The organism is Dermacoccus sp. CCH2-D9 (assembly GCF_001556795.1).
GTDB classification, from domain to species: domain Bacteria; phylum Actinomycetota; class Actinomycetes; order Actinomycetales; family Dermatophilaceae; genus Dermacoccus; species Dermacoccus nishinomiyaensis.
Genome location: NZ_LSJT01000013.1, coordinates 1 through 22,395, shown reverse-complemented (window position 1 = coordinate 22,395; position 22,395 = coordinate 1). Strand labels below are relative to the sequence as shown.

22 protein-coding genes are annotated in these 22,395 nt (G+C 68.1%); 11 read left to right on the top strand and 11 right to left on the bottom strand.

Annotation, left to right across the window (positions count from 1 at the left end; genetic code table 11):
• Window positions 1-5 precede the first annotated feature (5 nt).
• The 3 genes from AX669_RS01335 to AX669_RS01325 form a co-directional block, all read right to left on the bottom strand.
• Window positions 6-1,814: a M4 family metallopeptidase gene (locus AX669_RS01335; RefSeq protein ID WP_231729364.1), complete on the bottom strand. Its 1,809-nt coding sequence runs from the start codon at window positions 1,812-1,814 to the stop codon at window positions 6-8.
• A gap of 340 nt (window positions 1,815-2,154) precedes the next feature.
• Window positions 2,155-2,889 carry a phosphatase PAP2 family protein gene (locus tag AX669_RS01330; RefSeq protein ID WP_062256113.1) on the bottom strand — a complete coding sequence of 245 codons (735 nt, stop codon included), beginning with the start codon at window positions 2,887-2,889 and terminating at the stop codon, window positions 2,155-2,157.
• Window positions 2,886-3,575: a phosphatase PAP2 family protein gene (locus AX669_RS01325; protein ID WP_231729363.1), complete on the bottom strand. Its 690-nt coding sequence runs from the start codon at window positions 3,573-3,575 to the stop codon at window positions 2,886-2,888. The genes AX669_RS01330 and AX669_RS01325 overlap by 4 nt, the downstream gene beginning before the upstream one ends.
• Window positions 3,576-3,862: 287 nt before the next feature.
• Between AX669_RS01325 and AX669_RS01320 the strand changes: the two genes are divergently transcribed.
• On the top strand, window positions 3,863-6,163 hold the full coding sequence (locus AX669_RS01320) for a glycosyltransferase family 39 protein (RefSeq protein WP_082740453.1): 2,301 nt from the start codon (window positions 3,863-3,865) through the stop codon (window positions 6,161-6,163).
• A 215-nt stretch (window positions 6,164-6,378) separates the two neighbouring features.
• Window positions 6,379-7,746, top strand: coding sequence for a branched-chain amino acid transport system II carrier protein (gene brnQ, locus AX669_RS01315; RefSeq protein ID WP_082740450.1), 1,368 nt, complete (start codon window positions 6,379-6,381; stop codon window positions 7,744-7,746).
• A gap of 156 nt (window positions 7,747-7,902) precedes the next feature.
• On the opposite strand, the gene AX669_RS13160 is transcribed toward brnQ, so the two are convergent.
• Window positions 7,903-8,040, bottom strand: coding sequence for a hypothetical protein (locus AX669_RS13160; RefSeq protein WP_156444882.1), 138 nt, complete (start codon window positions 8,038-8,040; stop codon window positions 7,903-7,905).
• A 102-nt stretch (window positions 8,041-8,142) separates the two neighbouring features.
• On the opposite strand from AX669_RS13160, the gene AX669_RS01310 reads away from it, so the two are divergent.
• Complete coding sequence (locus tag AX669_RS01310; protein ID WP_131940290.1) at window positions 8,143-8,787, top strand: TIGR03085 family metal-binding protein; 645 nt, start codon at window positions 8,143-8,145, stop codon at window positions 8,785-8,787.
• Window positions 8,788-8,826: 39 nt separating this feature from the next.
• On the opposite strand, the gene AX669_RS01305 is transcribed toward AX669_RS01310, so the two are convergent.
• Together AX669_RS01305 and pdxY are read right to left on the bottom strand one after the other, a co-directional pair.
• The gene (locus AX669_RS01305; protein WP_062256106.1) at window positions 8,827-10,068 is read right to left on the bottom strand and encodes an ATP-binding protein; all 1,242 of its coding nucleotides are present in this window, start codon (window positions 10,066-10,068) and stop codon (window positions 8,827-8,829) included.
• 385 nt (window positions 10,069-10,453) lie between these two features.
• Entirely contained in the window at window positions 10,454-11,302 is an 849-nt protein-coding gene (gene pdxY / locus AX669_RS01300) for a pyridoxal kinase PdxY (protein ID WP_062256104.1), read from the bottom strand.
• A gap of 294 nt (window positions 11,303-11,596) precedes the next feature.
• On the opposite strand from pdxY, the gene AX669_RS01295 reads away from it, so the two are divergent.
• On the top strand, window positions 11,597-12,286 hold the full coding sequence (locus tag AX669_RS01295) for an aspartate/glutamate racemase family protein (protein ID WP_197418819.1): 690 nt from the start codon (window positions 11,597-11,599) through the stop codon (window positions 12,284-12,286).
• A gap of 187 nt (window positions 12,287-12,473) precedes the next feature.
• On the opposite strand, the gene AX669_RS01290 is transcribed toward AX669_RS01295, so the two are convergent.
• Window positions 12,474-12,737: a metal-sensitive transcriptional regulator gene (locus tag AX669_RS01290; protein ID WP_006943555.1), complete on the bottom strand. Its 264-nt coding sequence runs from the start codon at window positions 12,735-12,737 to the stop codon at window positions 12,474-12,476.
• A gap of 130 nt (window positions 12,738-12,867) precedes the next feature.
• Here AX669_RS01290 and AX669_RS01285 point away from each other — a divergent pair, with 130 nt between their 5' ends.
• From AX669_RS01285 to AX669_RS01270, 4 genes are all read left to right on the top strand, one after another.
• Window positions 12,868-14,235 carry an MBL fold metallo-hydrolase gene (locus AX669_RS01285; RefSeq protein ID WP_006943542.1) on the top strand — a complete coding sequence of 456 codons (1,368 nt, stop codon included), beginning with the start codon at window positions 12,868-12,870 and terminating at the stop codon, window positions 14,233-14,235.
• Between the two features lie 5 nt (window positions 14,236-14,240).
• Window positions 14,241-15,029: a sulfite exporter TauE/SafE family protein gene (locus tag AX669_RS01280; protein ID WP_062256102.1), complete on the top strand. Its 789-nt coding sequence runs from the start codon at window positions 14,241-14,243 to the stop codon at window positions 15,027-15,029.
• A gap of 81 nt (window positions 15,030-15,110) precedes the next feature.
• On the top strand, window positions 15,111-15,674 hold the full coding sequence (locus tag AX669_RS01275; protein WP_006943561.1) for a rhodanese-like domain-containing protein: 564 nt from the start codon (window positions 15,111-15,113) through the stop codon (window positions 15,672-15,674).
• Between the two features lie 43 nt (window positions 15,675-15,717).
• The gene (locus AX669_RS01270) at window positions 15,718-15,936 is read left to right on the top strand and encodes a hypothetical protein (RefSeq protein WP_006943529.1); all 219 of its coding nucleotides are present in this window, start codon (window positions 15,718-15,720) and stop codon (window positions 15,934-15,936) included.
• Window positions 15,937-16,219: 283 nt separating this feature from the next.
• Here AX669_RS01270 and AX669_RS13155 read toward each other — a convergent pair whose 3' ends face one another.
• On the bottom strand, window positions 16,220-16,771 hold the full coding sequence (locus tag AX669_RS13155) for a hypothetical protein (RefSeq protein WP_131940288.1): 552 nt from the start codon (window positions 16,769-16,771) through the stop codon (window positions 16,220-16,222).
• Window positions 16,772-17,719: 948 nt separating this feature from the next.
• The gene (locus AX669_RS01265; protein ID WP_131940286.1) at window positions 17,720-18,175 is read right to left on the bottom strand and encodes a hypothetical protein; all 456 of its coding nucleotides are present in this window, start codon (window positions 18,173-18,175) and stop codon (window positions 17,720-17,722) included.
• Window positions 18,176-18,354: 179 nt separating this feature from the next.
• On the opposite strand from AX669_RS01265, the gene AX669_RS01260 reads away from it, so the two are divergent.
• The 3 genes from AX669_RS01260 to lepB (AX669_RS01250) all read left to right on the top strand — a co-directional run bounded on the left by AX669_RS01260 (window position 18,355) and on the right by lepB (AX669_RS01250) (window position 20,416).
• Complete coding sequence (locus AX669_RS01260) at window positions 18,355-18,675, top strand: rhodanese-like domain-containing protein (RefSeq protein ID WP_006943527.1); 321 nt, start codon at window positions 18,355-18,357, stop codon at window positions 18,673-18,675.
• Between the two features lies 1 nt (window position 18,676).
• On the top strand, window positions 18,677-19,618 hold the full coding sequence (gene lepB / locus AX669_RS01255; RefSeq protein WP_006943518.1) for a signal peptidase I: 942 nt from the start codon (window positions 18,677-18,679) through the stop codon (window positions 19,616-19,618).
• 120 nt (window positions 19,619-19,738) lie between these two features.
• Window positions 19,739-20,416: a signal peptidase I gene (gene lepB, locus AX669_RS01250; RefSeq protein WP_160126163.1), complete on the top strand. Its 678-nt coding sequence runs from the start codon at window positions 19,739-19,741 to the stop codon at window positions 20,414-20,416.
• Between the two features lie 164 nt (window positions 20,417-20,580).
• Here the strand turns inward: lepB (AX669_RS01250) and AX669_RS01245 are convergent, their stop codons facing one another.
• Together AX669_RS01245 and AX669_RS01240 are read right to left on the bottom strand one after the other, a co-directional pair.
• Complete coding sequence (locus tag AX669_RS01245) at window positions 20,581-21,519, bottom strand: M15 family metallopeptidase (protein ID WP_082740444.1); 939 nt, start codon at window positions 21,517-21,519, stop codon at window positions 20,581-20,583.
• Window positions 21,520-21,793: 274 nt separating this feature from the next.
• On the bottom strand, window positions 21,794-22,395 hold a 602-nt coding region (locus AX669_RS01240; protein WP_062256100.1), incomplete at its 5' end, for a zinc finger domain-containing protein.

Here is a 22,395-nt window from a genome sequence, read left to right as displayed (position 1 = left end):
CAGCGTCAGATGTGTATAAGAGACAGGAGCCACATCTTCCACGAACCGCCGTGCGCGGCCTGGCGCGCGTTGTTCGTGATGGGGCCGTCCGTGCCCGTCCAGCCCGTCTGACCCGCTTCGAAGTCACCGTTCGTCACCGCGTTGGTGCCGGGCGCCGGGGTGGGCGTCGGGGTCGGGGTCGGGTCCGTCGACGTCGAGCACGCAGCGGTGCCCTTGGGGACGTTGATCGCGTTGAACGCGCTCTCGACCGACTTGCAGACCTGGCTCGAACCGCCGTACAGCTCGACGGCCGACTTGATGGCGCCCTCACGAGCAGCCTTGTAGTTCGACGTCGACGTCAGCTTCGTCGACAGCGTGCGGTACCAGACCTTCTCGATGTCGGCGCGGCCGGCGCCCGTCACCGATGAGCTGTTGCAGGTGGAGCTGTTGTAGGAGACACCGTTGATCGTCTTCGCGCCCGAACCGTTCGAGGCGAGGAAGTACCAGTGGTTGAGCGGGCCCGACGAGTAGTGCGGGTCGGCGCTGCCGACGGACGAGGAGTAGCAGTCGTAGCTCGCACCGTCCTTGCTCGGCTTGTCCATGTAGCGCAGCGGCGTGCCGTCACCGTTGATGTCGATCTCCTCGCCGAGCAGGAAGTCCGGCTTGTCGGAGGCCAGGTTCGCGTACCACTCCACGCCCGTGCCGAAGATGTCGGATGTCGCCTCGTTGAGGCCACCGGCGTCGCCCGAGTAGTCGAGACCGGCCGTGTTCTCCGTGACGCCGTGGCTCATCTCGTGGCCGGCGACGTCGAGCTCCGTCAGCGGGTTCGCATTACGGTCACCGTCGCCGTACGTCATCTGAGTGCCGTCCCAGAACGCGTTGACGTAGTTGTTGTCGTAGTGAACGCGGCTGCGCGCACCGTTGCCGTTGTTCCAGATGCCGTTGCGGCCCATGACGCTCTTGTAGTAGTCGAACGTCGTGTCCGCACCGTACTGCGCGTCGACGCCGGCGCTCTGACGGTTCGAGTTCGACCCGTCGCCCCAGACGTTGTCGGCGTCCGTCATCGTCGTGCCGTTGATCTTCTGGTTGTTCGAGTCGGTCGTGTAGTTGCCCGTGTTCGGATTGCTCAGCTTGTACGAACCGCTCGAGCCGGAGGTGGTGAGCGTGACGTTCTTGTCGTAGATGCCGTTGCCCGTGGCGTGGGCGATCTCGTCGAACGAGGAGATGACGGCGCCGGTGTCGGCGTTGATGAACGAGCGGACGCGCGACGGCGTGCGGTCCTTCTGCATGCCGGTCGTCTTCACCATGTAGGCGAGCTGCTGCTTGCCGGCCTCGTCGACACGAATGACGAGGGTGCTGCCCGCGCCCTTGGCCGCATCGAGCCCCTCGCTCTTCTTGTGGGCCTTGGCGGCCGCGAGGCCCTTGGCCTCACCGGTGGCCTTGGGGATGGCGGGTGCGGTGTCGACGGTGATGGCGCCGTCGAACATGCCGTCGTGGCCGGTGACCTTGCCGGAGGCGTCACGGTGGATGACGAGGTCGCCACCGACGACGGGGATGCCCTTGAAGGTGCGGTCGACGCGCACGTGCGTCGAGCCGTCGGTGTCCTTGAGCACGTCCTTGATCTTGAAGGCGTTGTCGGCGCTGAGACCGACGGCCTTGACGAGCGCCGCCGACTGCGACTGCGCGGAGCCGACGAGGCTCGAATGCGCCGATGCCGACTGGAACGACGCCTGCCGCGTCGCCGGGGAGTCGGCGGAGGCGCTCTGAGCGACGGCGGGGACGAGCGAGAAGGAGCAGGCCGCAGCGAAGGCGACGGTGAGGGTGGTGCGCTTCATGAGAATCGGTGTCTCCTCTGAGCGACCGGGGCGTGGGGCTCCGGCGGTGGGGGGTGAGGTGACTCGTCAGCCCGAGGACTGTGAGTCAAGTCATGTATAGCCCACGCGAGGGGTCGACTGGAGAGTTGACGCACAATTTTTTCTCAGTTCACCGACAGGGAGAGGCTGTAATATGCGAGAACACAGGGGTTTTCTTGTGCGCCCCCCCGCCACACCTGGGCATTCGCAACCTGGATGTGACATTTGTTGACAAGCTCTGGACATGACAAGAACGCAGGCTTTCTGCCTGCGTTCTTGACCTGAGGAGGGCTTTCCCGGCTCGAACCCGCCGGGCGGTGGCTCAGCCGCGAACCCCGTCCGCTCGCTCGGTGGCTTGACGTTCCGCCGCGCGGATCGCCGCGTAGGAGATACCGGCGCACAGCATGCCGAGCAGCGCGCCGATGATGACATCGCTGAGGTGGTGCATGCCGCGGTACAGGCGCGCGAAGCCGACGCAGAACGGGAAGACGAAGCAGACGACCTGGACGATGCGGCGCGCGAGCACGTTCGGGATGCGCTGTGCGAGCAGCATGATGCTCCAGAACAACGCGAACGACGCCGCGGTGTGCCCGCTCGGAAAGCTGGACGTCGGCGGCGCGTGCGGGTCGAGGCGCTCGGCCTCGGGGCGCGGACGGTTGACGATCTTCGTCACCGGCACGAAGACACTCGCCTCGAGGCTGATCGCGAGGACCGGCAGGATGGCGAGCCACCACTTGCGCGTCAGCACGAGGATGACGAGCGCGACGACGACCGACCCGCCGATCGTGAACCACGTGTCGTTGATCGTCGAGACGGTCTTGGAGATCGGGTTGAGCGAGGCGGTGCGCCACCCGGCGACATCCCGCGAGAGCGTGTCCTCGGCCGGGATCTCGTCGAACACGATCGTGATGATCTTGCCGATGGCGACGAGCACCCCGAACGCCACGAGAGCCGGCAGGACAGCGCGCTTCAGGATGGAGACGAGCACCTCCTTGGGCGTCGGGCGGGCTGACGCCTCGCGCCCACCGTCGTGATGGCCGGGGTGAGCGGTGGTCACGAATCCTCCTCGAGGTGGCCCTTCGGCCGATGGCTGAAACCGAGATACGACGCGGACGACAGGCCCAGCGCGAGCAGGACGCCCGCCGTCACGTCGCTCGGGAAGTGAACGCCGAGGAAGATGCGATCGAGCATCGTCAGGACGACGACGAGCACCCCCACCGCCACCGCTGCGGCGCGGCTGAGCGGGGGCCAGCGCCGCACGAGCGGCCACGCCATGATGAGGCACGTCGTCACCATCATCGCGACGTTGAACGCGTGGCCGCTGGGAAAGCTGTAGCCCGGCGCATGGCTGACGGGGTCGGCGATGACGGGGCGCGCCCGCTCGACGATGAGCTTGACCTGCAGGCCGAGGTTCCAGCCGACGAGCATCGTCACGACGCCCCAGATCGTGCGGGCCCGGAAGCCGCGCAGCCACGTCCAGACGGCGACGGGAATCGCGTAGAGGTAGACCATCGTCGGGTGGAACGCGGACTGCCACCCGATCAATGCGTCCTCGAACCCGGGGTGTGCGCGCGTGACGTCAGTGGCCGCGACGACGACTCGCTCGTCGAGGTCGACGATCGGAGCGAAGTGGCGCGTGACGAGCAGCGCGAGCACCGCGACGGGCAAGCACAGGACGGCCGCTACGACGACACCGCGCAGCAGCCGCGGCCCCACCGCCCGCGCGAGGCTTCTGAACCTCACCGAACCCCGCGATCTCGGCCCTCTCGGCGCTGCGGCAGACATGCCTCATACCGTACTTCGTTCGGTCGCAACACGATCAGCGCTCTTGGGCCGATCTCAGGGGTGGCGGGGTGGGACGTCGCCCGTTGGATCAAGCGGGGCGGGGCCGCGCAGGTCGAGCGGGGCGTGATGGCGAACCGCTCACAGACGGCGCACAGGGGCGCCACGCGGGCAGCAAAGCGCCGGCCGCGAGAGTCGTCGTCATCACCGGGCGCATCGGCGCCGAGACTGCGACGGAGGGATCCGCGATGACCACCACCACACCGACGCGCCTGCTGCGATCGCGCCGCGACGGCCGTCGGGCCCGCGAGCTGGCGGGGGGTGCCACCCCGCACTCCGCGGCGGCACCCCCACGGCGTCAGGACCGGCTGCGGCGCCTCGTGCGCGGCGCCGATGACGACCCGAACTGGGCGCGACCGGCGCTGTTCGCGCTGCTGACGCTGGCCGCCGTCGTGTACGGCTGGAACCTGACGAACTCCGGCTACGCGAACGAGTTCTACGCTGCCGCAGCGAAATCGGCGTCGAAGGACTGGAAGGCGTGGCTGTTCGGTTCGCTCGACTCGAGCAACGCGATCACCGTCGACAAGCCCCCGGCCTCCTTGTGGGTCATGGGGCTGTCCGCGCGGATCTTCGGCTTCTCGTCGTTCTCGCTGCTGCTGCCGCAGGCGCTCATGGGCGTCGGCACCGTCGGCCTGACGTACGGCGCGGTGCGCCGCTGGTCGGGGCACGCGGCGGGCCTGCTCGCCGGGTTGATCGTGACGATGACGCCCGTCGCGGCGCTCATGTTCCGCTTCGACAACCCCGACGCGATGCTCGTCCTGCTCATGACGGCCGCCGCCTACTGCGTCGTGCGCGCCATCGAGGTGAGCGGACGTGACGAGCCGACGACGACGCGGCGCGGGCGGGTTCGCTCCGCCTCGGCTACCGCGCTGCGGTGGATGGTCGGCGCCGGACTGCTCATCGGCTTCGCGTTCCTGACGAAGATGCTGCAGGGCCTGCTCGTCCTGCCCGGCCTCGGTCTCGCCTACCTCGTGGCGGCACGCTTCTCGCTGGGCACGCGCATCAAGCACCTCGCGGCGGCGCTCGTCAGCGTCATCGTCGGCGCCGGCTGGTTCGTGGCGCTCGTCGCGGCCTGGCCGGCCGGCTCTCGCCCCTACATCGGCGGCTCGACGAACAACTCCGAATGGGAACTAGCGCTCGGCTACAACGGCCTCGGCCGCATCCTCGGCGGCGACGGCAACGCCGGGGGCGGTGGTGGCGCCGGCGGTGGTGGATTGGGTGGCACCGCTGGGCTGTTCCGCATGTTCAACAGCCAGTTCGCCGGCGAGATCTCGTGGTTGCTGCCCGCGTCCCTCGTGCTGCTCGTGGCAGGCCTCGTCGCTCGTCGTCGTGCACCGCGCACCGATCTCGTGCGCGCGTCACTCGTGCTGTGGGGCGGCTGGCTCGTCGTGACGATGCTGTGCCTGTCGTTCATGAAGGGCACCGTGCACTCCTATTACGCCGTGGCGCTCGCGCCGGCCGTCGCCGCGTGCATCGCCGTCGGTGGTCGTGAGGTCTTCGCGCGACGCTCGTCGCTGCTGTGGCGCGTCGTGCTCGGCGCGGCGATCTGCGTCAGCGGTGTCTGGAGCTTCCGGGTGCTGACGACGTCTGCGTCCGGCTGGATGCCGTGGCTCAAGTGGGTCTGCGCGATCGCTGCGGTGCTCGGGGCGATGACGTTCGTCGCCGCGCCGGCATGGGGTGCGCGTGCGCGCCGCGTCGCCGTCACCGGCCTCGTCGTGGGGGTGCTCGGTGGCATCGGTGGAACGTCGGCGTACACGTTCGCGACGATGGCGAGCGGCCACAACGGCTCGATGCCGACTGCCGGCCCTGCCGTTGCCGGAGCACGCGGCGGCATGGGGTCGATGGGCTCGGCTCCCGGCGGCGCCCAGGGTGCGCCTGGTGGTTCGACGGGTTCTGCTGGCCCGGCTGGTTCTGGGACGACCGGCTCGTCGGGTGCGGCGGGTCAGGCTCCGTCGGGCACCAAGCCGTCGGGTACGGCTCCTTCGGGTGCAGCTCCGTCGAGTGGCGGCTCGGGCTCAGCTTCCGGCGCGGCGTCGAGTGGCGGTTCGGCGGCGTCGTCCGGCTCGTCGAGCGAGGCCGGGGCCTCGGGTTCGACGACGGGTACGCAGCGTTCCGCGGGTTCCGCCGGCGCGCAGGGCGGTTCGACGTCCAACGCGGCGTTGGTGAAGTTGCTCGACGCGACGAACTCGAAGTGGTCCGCGGCCGTCATCGGCGATCAGAGTGCAGCCGGGTACATCCTGAGCAGCGACACGGCCGTCATGTCGATCGGCGGCTGGAGCGGCAGTGACGACAACGTCACGCTCGCGCAGTTCCAGCAGTACGTGAAGAACGGCGACATCACGTACTTCATCGCCGGCGGTGGCATGGGCGGCGGCCCGGGGGGCAACTCCGGCTCGGGCGCGCAGATCACCGCCTGGGTCAAGGCGCACTACAAGGCCACGACGGTCGGTGGCGTCACCGTCTACGACCTGACGAAGGCGACGAGCTGACGCAGGCCCGGCGGCTGCGCGATGCCGAAGCCGCCGGGTGACCGTCTCTCGAATGTGAGCGTCGTCCTGGTCGAACACGAGCGACATGAAGCTCGTTTTCGGCCAGGGCGCTCACATTCGTGGTGCCGAGATGGGCAAGGCCAGCTCCTGGCCTTGGCCCGGGACGCGGTGGCGCCCTGCCCCCTCGGCCCGCCGTCCTTGTCATACTGACCGGCGTGAGTTCTGCTGCCGCACCGACCGTTTCCTCATCCACGCCGTCGCGGTTGCGTCCGGCACAGACACTCCTCGTCGGGACGATGCTGTTCGGGTTGTTCTTCGGCGCCGGCAACCTCATCTTCCCCGTGCAGATGGGCCGCGAAGCCGGGTCGCACACCACGTTCGCGACGATCGGGTTCCTCATCACCGCAACGGGCCTGCCCGTCCTCGGCGTCATCGCCTCCGCCCTGTCGGGCACGCGCAACGTCCGCGAACTCGCGGCGCGCGTCGACCCACGCTTCGCCGTCGTCTTCACGTGCCTGCTGTACCTGACGATCGGGCCGGCATTCGCGATCCCGCGCACCGCGTCCGTCTCGTACGAGATCGGCCTCGCCGAATCGGTGCCCGCCGGCGCACAGACATGGGCGCTGCTCGCATTCACCGCGATCTTCTTCGCCCTCACCGCGGCCGCTGCGCTGCGTCCCGGCAAGCTGATCGACTGGGTCGGGCGTTACCTCACCCCCGGATTCCTCGTGCTGCTCGGCGCGCTCATCGTCGCCGCCTTCGTGAAACCGATGACGCACGACGTCACCGCCGCCCCCAAGGGCCCGTACGCGGACGGCCCCGTCACCCGCGGCTTCCTCGACGGCTACAACACGATGGACGCCCTCGCCTCCCTCGCGTTCAGCATCGTCATCATCGACGCGGTACGCCGCCTCGGCATCACGAGCCCGCGACGCATCGCCGTCGAGACCGCGAAGAGCGGCATCGTCAGCGTCCTCGGAATGGCGGCCATCTACGCCTCGCTCGCATGGATGGGTGCGACGTCGATCGGCGTCATCACCGCCGACAACGGCGGCACCGCGCTGGCCGGCATCTCCCGACACTCCTTCGGCTCGTTCGGGCAGGTGCTCATCGCCGCGATCGTGCTCGTCGCGTGCCTCAAGACCTCGATCGGCCTCGTCACGGCCTGCGCGGAGATGTTTGCCGAGATGTTCCCCCGCCTCGGGTACCGCGCGTGGGCACTGACGTTCACGGGCGTCTCGTTCGCCGTGTCGAACATCGGCCTCAGCGCCATCATCTCCTGGTCGACGCCGCTGCTCATGTTCCTCTACCCGCTCGCGATCGCGCTCATCCTGCTCGGCCTCGCGTCGCCGTGGCTGAAGGGCCGACGCAGCATCCTCGTCGGTGTCGTCGCGTGCGTCGGCGTCGCCGCGCTCTTCGACCTGCTCGCCGCGCTGCCGTCAGCACCGGCAGGCCGCGACGCTCTCGTCGACGGCGCGCGCACCGTCCTGCCATGGTTCGAGAACGGCTTCGGCTGGGTCGTCCCCGGCCTGCTCGGACTCGTCGGTGGCGCGATCGTCAGCCGGGTGCGGCACGAGGGCTGACGCTGACGCCATACGACGCATGACATGCGACGCCAACCGCCGCGCCGCCGGCTCGGGGCGCACCGCCGTCAGCGTCGATGTTTCACGTGAAACGCCGTCAGCCGACCGTGATGATCCGAAGGCCGACCGCCAGCACGATCGCGTTGTAGAAGAAGCTCAGCGCCGAGTGCACGAGGACGTGCGCGTCGAAGTGACGTTGACGGCCGACGTCGCGAAGACGTACAGCAGGATCAGTTCGCCGAGCAGCATGGTGGCGTGGATGGCTATTCCCGCCCAGATCTTCGCCGTCGTCACCCGCCCAGAGTGGGTGGCGCGCGCCACCGCGCGTACACGAACGTCACTCACCCCTTCCGATGGGTGCTGCCGGGGGATGCTCATCCGTGGAAGGGTGGACGCATGACTCTTGCTCCCGCCCTGCGCCACCACGTCGCCGACCTGCTCGCCGCCGTCAGCCCCGACGCGCCGACCCTGTGCGAGGGATGGACCGCGCGCGACCTCGCCGCCCACCTCGTCATCCGTGATCGCCGCCCGGACGCGATGCCCGGTATCTTCATCCCCGCCTTCGCCGGTCACACCGAGAAGGTGCAGGACGCGCGCTCGAAGAAGCCCTACGCAACCCTCGTCGACGAGGTGCGCAGCGGGCCGGGCAAGTTGAGCCCGATGCAGGTGCCGGCCATCAACGAGCGCGTCAACCTCGTCGAGTACGCGACGCACGCCGAAGATGTCCGGCGCGCACAGCCCACCCACGTGCAGGCGACGCTGCCGCCGCTGCCCGAGGGCACCGAGGACGCCGTGTGGTCATCGCTGACCACGATGGGCAAGCTGCTCGTGCGCTCCTCGCCCGTCGGCGTGACGCTGCGCGCCCCGCAGCGCGGCGACGTCGAACTGAAGAAACCGACCGACGCGGGCGCCGTCGTGCTCACCGGCTCGCCCGTCGACCTCATGATGCACCTCAGCGGTCGTTGCGAGCGCTCGGGCGTCAGCGTCGAAGGCCCTGACGCGGCCGTCGCGGCGTTCTCGAAGACCAAGCTCGGGATGTGACGTGCGGCGCGGGCGACGTCGCAGCCGCCCGCGCGCCGCTCAGTCCGCCGTCACGGTACGCAGGTAGCGGCCGAAGTGCGGCACGGTGAAGGCGATCCGTCCGCGTTCGCCGGAGTACACGAGCCCCTTCTTCATGAGTGAATCCCTCGCGGGAGAGAGTGATTGGGGCTTGCGCCCGAGCACCTCGGCGACGAGAGACGTCGGCACCGATTCGATGTCGTCGAGCCCCGGCGTCTCCCCCGACTCGTCGGCGGCCGCGGCGTCGGCGACACGCTGCGCGGCGTCCGCCATCGCTCGCAGGTACTCGCGCTCACCGGGCGTCGCGCGCTCGTAGCGTGAGCCGAAGAACCCGACACCGAGCTCGGCCTCGGCCTCGGGGACGGCGACCGCCACGTCCTCCACGGTGATCGGCGAGCCGGGCGCGAGATCCCACACCGTCGCGCCGTACGCCTGGATGAAGTAGGGGTAGCCGCCCGTCGCGGCGTACATCGCCTCGAGGGCGTCGTCGGCGAACTCGGCGTCCTCGTCCTGCGCGGGGCCCTGCAGCGCCTTGAACGCGGCATCCCTAGGCAGACGATCGATGCGCGCGTATCGGAACAGCCGCTCCGAATACGACTTCTGCGCCGACAGCACCGCCGGAAGATGCGGCAGGCCGGCACCGACGACGATGACGGGCAGCGAACTCTGCGACATCTCGTGGCACGCCGCGCACAGCGCCGACACGTCCTCGGGGTCGAGATCCTGCATCTCGTCGATGAAGATGGCGACGCCCTTGCCGACGTCCGCCGCGAGGCCGCCGACGTCCGTCAGCAGCTCGACGAGGTCGATCTCGATGTCACCCGAATCCGCACGGCCTGGAACGGCGGGGGCGTCGATGCCCGGGTTCCAGCGATCACGGAGCTTGGCCTTGGGGTCGACGTCGCGCTGCGCGAAGCTCTTGATGACGCCGAGGACGTGGTCGACGTCGTCGTCCTGCGGGTGGCCAAGTTCGCGCACGGCCGTGTGCAGCGCTGACGCCAGAGGTCGGCGCAGGCGCTGATCGGGGCGTGCTTCGAACTTGCCGGTGCCCCAGTGCGCGCGCACTGCGCCCGACCGGAGGGTGTTGAGCAGCACCGTCTTGCCGACGCCGCGCAGGCCGATGAGGACGATCGAACGTTCGGGTCGACCCTTCGCGATGCGGGCGACGACGACGTCGAACGTGCTGATCTGTTCGTCGCGCCCGGCGAGCTCGGGCGGACGCTGGCCGGCACCGGGCGCGTACGGATTGCGGATCGGATCCATGCGCCCACGGTATTGGGCTTTCTACCGTTCACGGCAGATGGACACGCCGCGGCACCATCCCCCAACGTTTCACCAGGTTCTGCCAAGCGACATGCGATTCATGTCACCAGGTTGAGACTGCAGAGACGGACCATCGTTCGAAAGTGTCGAAGGCGTCCGGAACACAGAGGTATCGGTGCCCCACCCCTTGACGAACCTGGGGGAGAATCATGCAAGACATTGGCGGGACCAGCAACGAAAAAACTCATCAAGTCCGGCCTGAGCCTGGCCGAGGAGATCATCAAGCTCATTGCCTTCCTCGGCGGCTGAGCGTCCACCTCACGCACGAGTGCCCGCCTCCTTCGTGAAGACGGGCACTCCGTGTCGTTCGGGCGGCCAGGGGGCCTCAGCGCAGCTGCGTCACCGCGAACTGCATCGGCGGCGAGGCGATGGCCTCCTGGGCGTCGACGAGCAGGATCTCGCGCGAACCGGCGTCGTGAGTGCGCTCCATCACCGCGAAGATCGACGACGCCGTCGCGGCGAGCGCCTCGGCGGGGCTCGACGTCATGAGGCGCGCCACGAAGATCGCGGCTGTCGCGTCACCCGAACCGGCGACGTACATGGGTAGCAGCGGGGTCGTGACGATCCACGCCCCCTCGTCACTGACGACGGCCATCTGCACCGAGTCGGCGGGTGTCTCGTCCGTCTGCACCGAGGTGACGAGCACGACCTTCGGGCCGCGAGCGCGCAGGGCGTCGGCGGCGTCGAGCAGGTCGGTCACCGTCGAGACGGTGCGCCCGACGAGGAACTCCAACTCGAACTGGTTGGGCGTCAGCACGTCCGCGGCGGGCACGACGACGTCCCGCATGAATTCCGGAATGCCCTCGCGCACGTAAAAACTGCGGCCGACGTCGCCCATGACGGGGTCGGCGCAGTACAGCGCGTCGGGGTTGGCGGCCTTGACGCGCGCGACGGCGTCGACGATGACCTCCCCCATCGTCGGGGCGCCCTGGTAGCCGGACAGGACGGCGTCACAGCGCGGCAGCACGCCGCGCTCCTCGATGCCGGTGATGACGTCGCGCACCGTCTCCGGATCGAAGACCGGCCCGCGCCACTCGCCGTAGCCCGTGTGGTTGGAGAAGTGCACGGTGAACACGGGCCACACCTCGTGCCCGAGGCGCTGCAGCGGAAACACGGCCGACGAGTTACCGGCGTGGCCATAGGCCACCGACGACTGGATGGAGAGGATGTTCACCCCGACAGAGTAGCGACGCCGCCGTCAGCACCGAGTCGCCGCACCGTGCTTGCCGCGGGACGAATGCGGACGAAAATCGCAGATGTGGGACTCCTTCTCACCTCATCGTGACGCAGGGAGGTGCACCGCGAAGCTGGGTGCGCTTGGACGACCTGCAGAGCATGCACATTGTGACCATCCGCCCTGGTGTCTGAGCTTTCAAGGACGATGAGATGGTTCACGATTACCATGCAGCCGCAGGACGTCTGCTCGCCTCGGTGGTGCAGAATCCTTCGTTTCAGCCACCGCCCCTCCGTGGGTGCTGAGATCGCCAAGTCCGATGTGCGCCACGCGATGAAGAATGCACACATGTCGCGCATCGGCTTCTTGCACACGTCGCCAGTCCACGTTCTAACTTTCGACAACCTTCTGAGCGAGGTCGCCCCCGAAGCGCACCCCGTGCACGTGGTCGACGAGTCCCTTCTCACTGATGCCCGCGTGAATGGTCCACAGTCGGTCGCTGACCGCGTCGAGGCTCACCTGCGCAGCCTGAAAGATCGGGGCGTAGAGCTGATCTGTTGCACGTGCTCAACCCTTGGGAGCGTTGCTGAGCAGAGCGAACCGGGAGTGCCGGTCTTCAGAGTGGACCGGCCCATGGCTGCCCGCGCCTTCCAGGCCGGGCGCAGAATCGCCGTCATCGCAGCCCTTGACTCCACTCTCGCGCCCACGCTGGCGCTGCTTGAAGAAGAAGCCAGCGCGGCAGATCACGAAGTTGAGACCACGTCGATCGTGGCGAAGGGCGCCTGGGACATGTTCGAAGCCGGGGACCAGGTGGGATACGTCGAATGCATCGCACGAACCGCCCGGGCCGCGGCGACGACCGCAGATGTCGTCATCTTGGCTCAAGCCAGCATGGCCCCGGCGGAAGCGTTGCTCACCGACCTGCCCACCCCTGTCTTCAGCTCACCACGTCCCGCAGTGGAGTACCTCGCTGCCCGGCAGTAGCTCGTAGCGGGGAGCGCCAGCGTCGGATTTGTGAGCCGGATGGTCGTGCTCACAGATTCGTTGAGCTACACCTCAACATCTCGTTCTGGCACCTGACCGCTGCTCTAGCAGAAACGGTGGGTTGAGCCACCTGCTCGCCTCGGTGGTGCAGAACCCTTCGTTTGAGCTACGCCTAGCGGTAGGCGCTTCAGGACAGGGTCAGGAACAGCTTCTCCAACGTCTTCGCGTCCTCGCCCTCGACACTGCCCTTCGTCGCCAGGCATTGCTGCAGGCCCGAGGAGAGGATCGCGAAACCGGCGCGATCGAGAGCGCGACTTGTCGCCGCGAGCTGGGTGACGACGCTCTGGCAATCGCCGCCCTCTTCGATGAGGCGGATGACACCCCCCAGCTGACCCTGGGCGCGCTTGAGCCGGTTGACCACCGGAGCCATGTCGTCGGCAGAGAGTTCCACACCGATGCCTTTCCACTCGAACTGCGATGAAGCCCCCACTCTACTTGATACCCCCGGGGGTATGCGAGTACGGTGGCGACAGATACCCCCGGGGGTATATTTTCAGCCCAGTACGCACGAGGAGAACGCCATGGCCACGATCATCCCCATCGACACGAAGACGCTCGGCGATCGTTCCTACCTGGCCCACGACGGTGAGGTCGCTCTCGTCGTCGACCCGCAGCGTGACATCGACCGCGTCATCGATCTCGCCGAGCGTGAAGGGGTGCGGATCACTCATGTGTTCGAGACGCACATTCACAACGACTACGTCACCGGCGGCCGCGCGCTGGCCGACGCGACGGGCGCCGCGTACCACGTCAACGTGGCCGACCCGGTGCGTTTCGAACGCGTCGGAGTGGACGACGGTGACGTCATCACGGTCTCGCCCGCGCTTGCGGTCACCGTCATGGCGACCCCCGGACACACGTTCACGCACCTGTCGTACGCGCTCGATTCGCACGACGAGCGGGTGGGCATCTTCTCCGGCGGCTCCCTGCTGTTCGGCTCGACGGGCCGCCCCGACCTGCTCGGCCCCGAGCACACCGACCCTCTGGTGCACCACCAGTACGCCTCGGCGCACCGCATCGCCGATGAGGTGCCCGACGACGCCGCGGTTCTGCCCACCCACGGATTCGGCAGCTTCTGCTCGGCGACCCAGTCGGACGCCGACTCCTCGACCATCGGGGCGGAGAAGCGCACCAACCCCGCTTTGATGGAGGACGAGCAGACCTGGGTCGAACAGATTCTCGCCGGGCTCGAGGCATGGCCCGCCTACTACGCCCACATGGGCCCGGCCAACCTCGACGCGCCCGCCACGGCCCCCGACCTCAGCGAGCCCGCCGCGGCTGACGCCGATGCTATCCGCGCCGCACTCGAGGCCGGCGAATGGGTCGTCGACCTGCGCAACCGGCAGGCGTACGCGAAGGGCCACGTCAAGCAGGCCCTCAACTTCGGCATCGACGGCCAGTTCGCCACCTACCTCGGGTGGCTCATCCCGTGGGGCACGCCACTGACCCTCTTGGGCGACAGCCGCGAGCAGGTCGCTGAGGCGCAGCGTGAGCTCGTGCGCATCGGCATCGAACGCCCCCAGGCCGCCGCCACCGGCACACCGCAGGACTGGACGAGTGGTGAACTCGGTTCGTTCGAGCGCGCCACGTTCGCCGACCTCGCGCAGGTGCGTCACCACCGTGACGTCGTCGTCCTCGACGTGCGACGCGACAGCGAGTACACGAGCGGCCACATCGACGGTGCGATCAACGTGCCGCTGCACGAGATCATCACCCGCGTCGGCGAGGTGCCCGCCGGCGAGGTGTGGGTGCACTGCGCCGGTGGGTACCGGGCCTCGATCGCGGCGTCCGTGCTCGACGCCGCCGGGCGTCACGTCGTCGCCGTCGACGACGCGTTCGACAACGCCCGCGAGACGTCGCTGGCCATCGTCGACGGCAGCGAGGCCTGAGCGTCATGCTCATCGCCGTCGTCGCCGGAATCGTCGTCGGTCTGCTCGTCGCCGGGCTCGGCGGCGGGGGCGCCATCCTCACGGTGCCCGTCCTCGTCTACGCGCTCGACAAGAGCCCGCACGAGGCGACGACGAGTTCGCTCGTCATCGTCGGCATCAGCTCCCTCGTCGGCCTGTGGAGCCACCACCGCGCCGGCACCGTGCAGTGGGGCCAGGGCGCGCTCTTCGGACTCGTCGGCATCGGCGGCGCCTACCTCGGCACCCGGGCCTCGCGCGGCGTCGACGGCAATCTACTGCTCACTCTGTTCGCGGCGCTGCTCGTCGTCGTCGCCACGGTGATGATCATGCGGGCACGACGCGAACGCGACAACACCGCCTGCGTGCCGAGACCGTTGCGCGAGGAGAACGGAGGGCACACCTTCGCCCTGGTCAAGGTGGCCCTGGCTGGTACCGGCGTCGGCCTGCTCACCGGCTTCTTCGGCGTCGGCGGCGGGTTCGCCATCGTTCCCGCCCTCACCTTGGCCCTCGGGTACTGCATGCCGTATGCGGTGGGCACGTCCCTGCTCGTCGTCGTCATCAACAGCGCCACCTCGTTGCTGTTCCACTCTGCTGACGGCGCGGATCTAGAATGGGATGTCGTGGTGCCGTTCGCCGCCACCGCCGTCATCGGAGCCGCGCTCGGCGGCCGGCTCGCACAGCGCATCCCGAAGAGGATGCTGCAGCTCGGGTTTGCCGTCTTCTTGATGTGCGTCGCCGCGTACACCGCGTGGCGCGCCCTGCCCCAACTCCTGTGACCCTCGCGTCCGATCCCCGATCCCCGATCCCCCGGCGACCGCTGGTCGCAGCCGCCGATCCACCACTCAAGGAGATTTCTCATGGCCCTGGCAAACCGCCTCACCCCCGCCGAGCTCGCTGACGCCGTCACGGCCGGCGAGACACTGCTGCTCGACGTGCGCACCCCCGCCGAGTACGGCACTGCGCGCATCCCCGGTTCGATCAACGTGCCGGTCGATCTGATCGAGAAGAACGCCACCGCGATCGGCGCCGGCATCAACCGCGACGCCGTCCTCATCTGTCGCATGGGCCCACGCGCCGAACGCGCCGAACAGGCCCTGGCCAAGGTCGGGGTGCCGCACACGAGCGTCCTCGTCGGCGGTTTCGAGGCCTGGCGCGACGCCGGTCATGACGTCGAGTTCGGCCAGGCCCGCTGGGATCTGGAGCGTCAGGTGCGCCTAGTCGCCGGTTCGCTCGTGGCCACGGGCGTACTCGCCAGCACCGTCGTACCGAAGGCGAAGTGGCTGTCCGGTGCTGTGGGCGGCGGCCTGATGTTCGCCGCGCTGTCGAACACCTGCGCCATGGGCACCATGCTCTCGAAACTGCCTTACAACCGCAGCACGGGCACTCCGAGCGTCTCCGGTGTTCGCAAACAACTCTCATGAGACGCGCCACGCACCGCGTCGCACCTACGCCGAAAGGGCATCCATGAAGGAAACCCTGTTCCACGCCATCGTCATCATCGGCGGCGGTGATGGTGGTATCTCCGTCGCCTCGCGACTACGCCGGGCCGGCGAGGCGGACGTCACCATCACCGAGCCGAGTGGCACTCACGCCCATCAACTGCTGTGGGCCCCCGTCAGGGGCGGCGCGGCACCGTTGATGGAATCACGCCGCCCTGAAGCTGATGTGATGCCCCAGGCGTGACCTGGATCAAGTCGCCCGCGGCCGACGTCGCCCCCCCCCCCGAAGCGAGTAGTGATCCTGGAAAGCGGCGCTCAGGTGGGGTATGACACCCAAGCCGTCGTCCCCGGCCTACAACGCCACCTCGACAGCGTCGAGGTTGATGATCAGGCCCTCGAGTAGGTAGCAGCCGCACTCGAGATCCCCGCCGAAATGGGCGGGGCGTCATGAAACGACGTCAGGGTCTGTCGCATTGAAGAAGAAATTCCGAAGGAGGAATGGGTGCGACGTGAACTTCGAGCAACCATCACAGTGTGCGGAAAGGACCGACCTGTTCGATATCCTGGCCGTTAATGGTGACCATACCACGGCCATTCACGCTCACCGGGTTGGAAAGGGATGCGGTGCAGTTACTTACCCAGCTCAGCGAGGGCACGGTGATGGTTCCATTCACCGGTGCGGGAATCGCGACCTGAAGCTTGGCGAAGTAGCGATAGTACGTGACGCCGTTGTAGGAGTAGGTTTGCGAGTCTTGCTGCACCGCGGACCAGTTTCCTGTCGTTGTGGTGAAACTCAAACCTGAAAGGTTGACGAGAACTGAGGCGTAGACGGCCGTGACAGATGATGTCGGCGAGACGTTCACGATCTGGTAATAGCTCGTGCCGTCATTCTTGCTGTCTACGGTGAGGCGGCGACTGCCTGATGAGCAGCCTGAGCTGGAACGCGTGATGTAGAACGAGCGATTGATGCTGGGGCTGACTTGGGATGCGGCAACGGCGGGCGCGGCCGCGCCAACAGTGATGGCTGGGATGCTCCAGGCGATACCTGCGGCCACTTTGCGGCGAGAGGGCTGGTTCATGGTGGCTCCTGTGGCTCGTCGAGGGGGTGCTGGTTCTGATGCTAGCTCGCCACGCCATAGCCGGGCAATCTATGTGTGCCTGTGAAGACGGTACGTCAACCGTTGGAGGCGCCGACGGAACGGGACCGGCTGAGAAGCGATTCGAGGTGGCCGCGCATGTATCCGCTCCATGGCGCAGTATGGACAGATGCCGCATCGATAGATCAGGGCCTCAACGCGCCTCGTCGTGAGGAGGTTTGCTACCCGGCTGGGCTTGCTGGCACCGTTCGACGGCCCATTCCTGATCGCCCCGGGGGGTGGTTGGACCGGAAAACGGCGTCGACAACCGGAAAGCACGCCACAGAAAGACACCGAAGGCGCCCACATTGCGCCGCGACGTGCCTGCAGCGACGGCACAGTTTCATCCCGCTCCCTCACACGCGGGGCAGGCCGCAGGAACCGTCAGCCACTCGGCTAGGCGTTCAGACCACATCGACTGGGACGCCCAACCTGAGCCACGGCATTCTTCACAGGCACCCACACCCCCACTTTAGGGCCACGAAGACACTTCAATGGTGTGCCCAACTCCAGGTGCCCTGCTCCGCCCCTGAGCCGCTGGGAGCGACGAGGTCGCCAGCGCCGCTCCTTCCGCCCACGCGATGGCCATGCCTGCTCGCTTCGATGACGTGTGCCAGAGCGCCCCCAGCGACTGTAGTCCCCCTACGATCGCCCATGTCATGCTTGATCCATGAATTCATACCCGCAAGTAACGTCATCCGCTGCGGCGCCGACCAGACGGGCGGTCGCCAAGGCTGTCGCCTGGAGCGTCCCAGCCGTCGCCGTCACCGCGCCCGCGCCCGCTGTTGCAGCGAGCCGCCCGTGCGCACCCGTGATGATGGCGTGGTCCGCGATGGGCAGCTCAAGCGTCTCCAGTGGACAAAAGGCAACTGTCGGCGGCACAACGGTGACCTACACGAACACCGGCGCGACCGGAGCGCCGAGAAACTCGACGCTCACGACCGGCAACGTCGGAGGAATCCCGGCAGGACAGGGGCTGGCACTGACCTGCCCCAATGCCACGTCCACCACTGCGCAGACCATCGCCTTCTCATTCAGCTCCCCCGTCACGAACGTGTCCTTGACCATCGCCGACATCGATTGGGACAACTCGGCCTTCCAGGACCGGATCGTCATCAACACCCCCGGGTTCTCCGGGGTCCGGGGGTCGCAGATCACCGGCAGCGGCACGGCGGCTTCCCCATACCAGGCAGTCAGTTCTGTTTCAGGCGGTGTGCCTAACACGTCATCCGCCGGCAACGTCACGGTGACGTGGGCCGGGCCGCTGACGCAGCTTTCGATGACGTACGACCAAGGTGGCATTGTTTCTGGAGGCCCCTTCGTTGCGGTCTCGGGGCTCACGTTCACCCCGACAGTTTGTTGATCTGGTCGGTAGCGCCCTGGAACAAATGCGACCACCGCGTCTTGACCGGCCGCAAGCAGCACACTGCTGGACGCTTTTTGGTGCCTGTGGGCGGCGTGGAAGGCCTGCGTCGGGGCGCGTCACGCCTATGAAGCCCACCCCAAGACGTGAGAGGCTTGCACGCATGAACACCGTGACTCCGAAGGACATTGCTGACGACGCCGTCGTGCTCGACGTTCGTGAGCAGGACGAGTACGACGCCGGTCACGCGCCGCGCGCCATCCACATCCCCCTCGCGGAGCTCCCGGCCCGCGTCGGCGAGCTTCCCGAGGTCGATGGCGACCTCCCCGTCGTCTGCCGCAGCGGCGGCCGCTCGAGTCGCGCCGTGCAATGGCTCGAGGGGCAGGGTCTCGACGTGGCGAACGTCGAGGGCGGCATGAAGCAGTGGCACGCCGACGGCAAGCCGATCCAGGCTGTCGGCGGCGGCGACGCCAACGTCATCTGACGTGAGCGACTCCCCCCTCTCGCGCCGCGCGCGGCGCAACGCCGACCCGCACCCTGCGGCCGAAGACGCTGCCGCCACCGGGTCCGACACGACCTCCTCGACGAGCGACACCCGCGATGGCGCCACGTTCGTCAGCTCCCGCAAAGCCACGTCGGCGCGTTCCTCGCGTGAGGACGCCACGTCCGCCGTCTCCGGCGACGCCACCTCGTTGCGCCCTTCGCGCGACGACGGCGCTACTGCTGCAACGGCATCCGGTGACGACAAGCGTGAGCGCGAGCCACGCTCGGCGGCTCGCACGTGGCTCGACCGCCTCATCCTCGTCGTCGCCGTCTGGGCGATCTGGGCGTTCATCACGACGTTCGTCGTGCAGCCGTTCCGCATCCCGTCCGGTTCGATGGAGAACACGCTGCGGGTCGGCGACCGCATCGTCGTCGCCAAGTGGGCGCCGCGATTCACGGACGTCAAGCGCGGCGACGTCATCGTGTTCAAGGATCCGGGCGACTGGACCGACCCCGTTCCGAGCGGCAACGTCATCACCGGAGGGATCCGCAAGATCGCCGAGGTGACGCACCTGTCCGCGAGCGGCAGCCACCTCGTCAAGCGCGTCGTCGGCGTCGGCGGCGACAAGGTCTCGTGCGAGGGGCCCGGGCAGAAGCTCACCGTCAACGGTGTCGCGATCACCGAGCCGTACCTGAAATCGGGTGTGCAGCCGTGCCAGGACAAGTTCTCCATCACCGTGCCCAAGGACAAGGTGTGGGTCATGGGTGACAACCGCTCGAACTCGGCCGATAGCCGCTACCACGACGACGGCACCGGACGCCTCGGCAGCGTGCCCGTCAGCGACATCACCGGCCGGGGTCTCGCCGTCGTCTGGCCGATCGGCAACATCGCCGGCGGCCACAACGACGAGGACGCCTTCTCGAAGGTGCCCGCCGCCAAGTGATCGGTTCACGCTGAACGATCATTCGCGACGGGGCGCCGCGGCCAGTGATGGCCCGGCGCCTCACCTCGTCTGGCCGTCGGTGCCACGGCTCTCTCAGGCTGGGATGGTGGGATGTCGGGCATGAATCCGAAGCTCGCGGTGTGGCGCGATCGTCTCCTCACGATCGTCATCATCTGGGTGGCATGGGCGCTCATCTCGACGTTTGTCGCCCAGCCGTTCAAGATCCCCAGCGGGTCGATGGAGAACACGCTCGGGGTCGGCGACCGCATCGTCGTCGAGAAGTGGAGCCAGGACGTGAGGCGCGGTGACGTCGTCGTCTTCGCCGACGACCTGCACTGGGAACCCGCGCAGGCCGCACCCACGGGCTGGCGCAAGGCGGTGCGCGATGTCGCGACGGCCACGCACATCGCTGCGGAGGGCAACCACCTCGTCAAGCGCGTCGTCGGCCTGCCCGGCGACGTCGTCAGCTGCTCCGAGCCGAACGCGAAGCTGACGGTCAACGGCGTCGCCGTCGACGAGCCGTACCTGCAGGCCGGGCTCGACGGCTGCGCGCCGAGCCCCGGGCAGGCGAGCAAGTGGAGTATCACCGTGCCGGCCGGGCACATCTGGGTCATGGGCGATCACCGCGACGACTCCGCCGACAGTCGCTCGCACGACGACGGCACCGGACGCCTCGGAAGCGTGCCGCTGAGCGCCGTCACCGGGCGCGCCATCGCCGTCGTCTGGCCCCTCAACCACCTCGCAGGCGGCCACGGCGACGCAGACGCGTTCGCGAAGGTGCCCGCGCCGAAGAAGTGACCTCGGCACGCATTGCTGCCACGATGCGATGGGCTCGCTGGCGGCTCCGAGGGACAACACCACGAGCCATCAATCATGCGGTGCATCGAAGGCAAGCATCGGGGTGCTCTCCGGGGCGGAGAACTCGACATCCGGCGCGGCTTCAGGCAGGCGGCGCCAAGCCGTCAGTATCCCGGCGCGGCGGGCAGGCCGAAGAGTTTTTCGAGCGTCGCGATGTCGCGTCGCGCATGCATGAACGCTGCGACCTCGGGGCCGACGTAACGCAGGTGCCACGGTTCGGGTTCGTAGCCCGTCACAGCGTGCTGGCCCTCGGGGTAGCGCACGACGAAACCGAACTCGTGCGCATGAGCGCCCACCCAGCGACCCACGGGCGTGTCCTTGAATGCGGGCTCGAGCTCGTGCTGACGGTCGACGCCCCGCACGTCGAGGGCCAGGCCAAGCTGGTGCTCGGAGTGGCCGGGGCGCGCGGAGTACGTGTCGGCGGCCTGCTTGCCGTCGCGCGCGGCGTAGGCGTCGTAGACGCGGGCCTGGTCGTCGAAGTCGCGGTGTGCGCTGACGGCTTCGAGCGCGACGTGCTCGCGCTCGGCGCGCGCGAACATCGCGTCGAGAGGCTTGCTCAGCCGTTCGTCGATCATGACGCCGTGCGCCGCGAGGAGCTTCTTCGGCTCGTCCGAACGGGCCAGCGCGAGGCGCTTGTTGACGACGCGCAGCAACGACGAGCGCAGCGCGTCGGGCCGCGTGTCGACGCTCACCGACGTGTCGGGCGCGCTCGGGGTGCTGATGTCGATGCGGCTCACGGCGGAGTGCTTGACGGGCAACGCCACGACGACGACGCCACCTGCGGCGCGTTCGATGGCGACCGCGTCGTCCTGGTGCGCCCACAACTCGCCGTCATGGAGCCGCGCGACGACGGCGGCGACGTTCGGCGTCACGGCGAGGGCTTGCAGGTGCAGGGCGCGCAGCGCGTCCGCGTCAGTGCCGGTGACGAGCGAGGGCGATGTCGTCGATGCCGCCAGCGCCCCGGCCGAACCCGCGATTCCGGCGGCTGCCGCCAGCGCGGCCACGGGTGCGGCGAGGGCCGCGCGGCGCGTCACGTCAGCCATGGCCCTCACCCTTCTTCAAGCCCCGTCGACAACGCCCACGCTCTGGCTGCACACCTGAGTGGGGGACGAACGAAAACGGGAAGACGATCTCGTCGAGGTCACGATATCGTCACGGCGGCATCCGCGTCACACCGGGCGCCGCCCCGGACCCGGCCTCCTGGCACGATGGCGAGTAACTCGCAGGGGGGCGCGCAGTTGGCTGCATACCTTTGAATTACCCGCCATGTTGTGGCCTGCGAACTGACATCACCCGCCAGGCATCTCGCGAGCAGGCTCACTTGAGCAGCTTGCTCATCCGTCGATCGGCGAGCGGCTTGCCGCCCGTCTGACACGTCGCGCAGTACTGCAACGAACGGTCGGCGAACGACACCTCGCGGATGACGTCGCCGCACACCGGGCACGCCTCGCCCGTGCGCCCGTGCACGCGCATCCCGGCGCGTTTGGCGTCCTTGAGATCCTTCGCGGGCTTGCCGGCCGCAGCGTCGACGGCATTCGTCAGGGTCGTGATCAGCGCGTCGTACAGCGTGTCGATCTGCCCGGGCTCGAGCGATGACGTCAACGCGAACGGCGAGAGCTTCGCGACGTGGAGCACCTCGTCCGAGTAAGCGTTGCCGACGCCCGCGATCTCGTTCTGATCACGCAGCAACCCCTTGATCTGCATGCGCCTGCTCGCCACGAGCTGCCCGAACGCCTCGCGGGTGAACTCGGGCGACAGCGGGTCGATGCCGAGCTTCGCGATGCCCGGCACGTCGACGACGTCACGCACGATGTGCACGGCGAGGCGCTTCTGCGTGCCGGCCTCGGTGAGGTCGAAACCGGAGCCGTCGTCGAAGCGCACGCGCAGCGCGATCGGCGACTTGCCGGGCCGCAACACCG

Excerpts from the sequence above, each read along its gene's own strand:
- AX669_RS01335 (WP_231729364.1), bottom strand. The coding sequence starts at position 1,814 with ATGAAGCGCACCACCCTCACCGTCGCCTTCGCTGCGGCCTGCTCCTTC.
- AX669_RS01320 (WP_082740453.1), top strand. The coding sequence starts at position 3,863 with ATGACCACCACCACACCGACGCGCCTGCTGCGATCGCGCCGCGACGGC.
- AX669_RS01310 (WP_131940290.1), top strand. The coding sequence starts at position 8,143 with ATGACTCTTGCTCCCGCCCTGCGCCACCACGTCGCCGACCTGCTCGCC.
- AX669_RS01305 (WP_062256106.1), bottom strand. The coding sequence starts at position 10,068 with ATGGATCCGATCCGCAATCCGTACGCGCCCGGTGCCGGCCAGCGTCCG.
- AX669_RS01285 (WP_006943542.1), top strand. The coding sequence starts at position 12,868 with ATGGCCACGATCATCCCCATCGACACGAAGACGCTCGGCGATCGTTCC.
- AX669_RS01280 (WP_062256102.1), top strand. The coding sequence starts at position 14,241 with ATGCTCATCGCCGTCGTCGCCGGAATCGTCGTCGGTCTGCTCGTCGCC.
- AX669_RS01275 (WP_006943561.1), top strand. The coding sequence starts at position 15,111 with ATGGCCCTGGCAAACCGCCTCACCCCCGCCGAGCTCGCTGACGCCGTC.
- AX669_RS01270 (WP_006943529.1), top strand. The coding sequence starts at position 15,718 with ATGAAGGAAACCCTGTTCCACGCCATCGTCATCATCGGCGGCGGTGAT.
- AX669_RS13155 (WP_131940288.1), bottom strand. The coding sequence starts at position 16,771 with ATGAACCAGCCCTCTCGCCGCAAAGTGGCCGCAGGTATCGCCTGGAGC.
- AX669_RS01260 (WP_006943527.1), top strand. The coding sequence starts at position 18,355 with ATGAACACCGTGACTCCGAAGGACATTGCTGACGACGCCGTCGTGCTC.
- lepB (WP_160126163.1), top strand. The coding sequence starts at position 19,739 with ATGAATCCGAAGCTCGCGGTGTGGCGCGATCGTCTCCTCACGATCGTC.
- AX669_RS01245 (WP_082740444.1), bottom strand. The coding sequence starts at position 21,519 with ATGGCTGACGTGACGCGCCGCGCGGCCCTCGCCGCACCCGTGGCCGCG.